Origin of the sequence: Paraburkholderia sp. EG287B (genome assembly GCF_040965595.1) — a bacterium.
Taxonomy (GTDB): domain Bacteria; phylum Pseudomonadota; class Gammaproteobacteria; order Burkholderiales; family Burkholderiaceae; genus Paraburkholderia.
Genome location: NZ_JBFRCG010000069.1, coordinates 1 through 1,429, shown reverse-complemented (window position 1 = coordinate 1,429; position 1,429 = coordinate 1). Strand labels below are relative to the sequence as shown.

Here is a 1,429-nt window from a genome sequence, read left to right as displayed (position 1 = left end):
TAATGCCGTTCAGTTAAGGTCCCGTTTCAGGTTCCGAACGGTGTAGCGGAAAGGTCTGGACTTGACGGCCCGGGCGCAAGAGCGCCCGGGCCGTTTTTTGTTGGCAAGCTGCTTGAGCCGTTCGCGCAGGCGCACAAGCAGCGCAGGAAGTTTGCCGTACGAGCGTGTCACCGCTGCCCATGACATCTCATACTGAATCGTATGAAACGCGCGGATGAAGCTCAGGTCTGCGGGTGTGCGTCCGGCCTCAAGCGCGGCCCTCGCTACCTCCAGGCGAATCAGGTTGTAGGCAATCAGCGCGCCCCAGAACTCCTGGTAGACGCCCTCGACGGTCTGGCTGCGAAGGGTCAGCGCCATCCCCAGCATCGACTGCTTCAATTCCCGGTAGCTGGTCTCGACCTGCCAGCGACGCGCGTAGCAGGACACGATCTCCGCTGCCTTGAACTGCTCCCGATCACACAGGGAACTGAGCAATACCCGTTGCCGGCCACGCGCATCGACGGCAAGCACGGCGCGGGCTTGCCAGAACTCAGGCAGTTCCGGACAGGCCTTTCGCGCCTGCGGCGAGACGCGCATGCGCACCAACTGGTCGCCGGGCTCGCCGCTGAGCACCTCCCAGCGCGTATTGGACTTGGCTGGAATGATGAAATGCCGGTTTGCGCCGCCCGAGACCAGGTTGCACAGCAGTTGGGCTGACAGAAACCCTTTGTCGAACACCGTAATGGAGTTCTGCGGCACCCGCGCAACAAGCTGGCGCGCCGAGATCATCTCGTTCACGTCGTAAGGGCCGAATTCGACGTCGCGCACCAGGTGGGTGGAAATGGCAGTAAGCGTGACTGCGCGCAACTGGGGGTAGCTGCCGACCCGGTCATGCGCGGCTGTGGACGACCCGAAATGCTCGCGGTTGGCGGCACTGTCGGCCGTGCGCAGCGTGGTGCCGTCCATTGCGAACAGCGAGAATCCCTTGAAGAGGTAATGCGCTTGATCCTGCACAGACCAGTTCCTGGCGCATTCGTGAAAGAGCCACGCCAGGGGCGCCGCGCCAGTGCGCTGTCGAGCCTGGGCGATGGCGCTCTTGCTGACAAATGACGCATCGGGTGCGGGAAGCGCAAGCCCCAGTGCGTCAACGACCTCGCTGACTGACTGATGCCGGTATAGCGCCAGGGCGATCACCAGCCACACCACCTGCTGCGCAGGCAGACGGCGACGCCGGATGCTGGCGCTGCCGCTAGCCTGGACCGCCTGCTCAATCCATTCGTATGGCAGATGCTGTCCCAGCCTATCCCATTCGAATGGCGGGTGCGCTTCGACAAGCAGGGGAAGGGTGTCAACCAGCATGGCGACGAAAGTTAACATCGCCGCGACGTGTTTACAACCCCTTTGCTCCACCAACAAAAATGCCGTTCAGTTGCTTAACTGAACGGCATTA

General features: G+C 62.1%; 1 protein-coding gene. It reads right to left on the bottom strand.

Features of this window, described 5'->3' with window-relative positions:
• Positions 1-9: 9 nt before the first annotated feature.
• On the bottom strand, positions 10-1,356 hold the full coding sequence (locus AB4Y40_RS42695; protein ID WP_368692978.1) for an IS4 family transposase: 1,347 nt from the start codon (positions 1,354-1,356) through the stop codon (positions 10-12).
• Between the last annotated feature and the right edge of the window lie 73 nt (positions 1,357-1,429).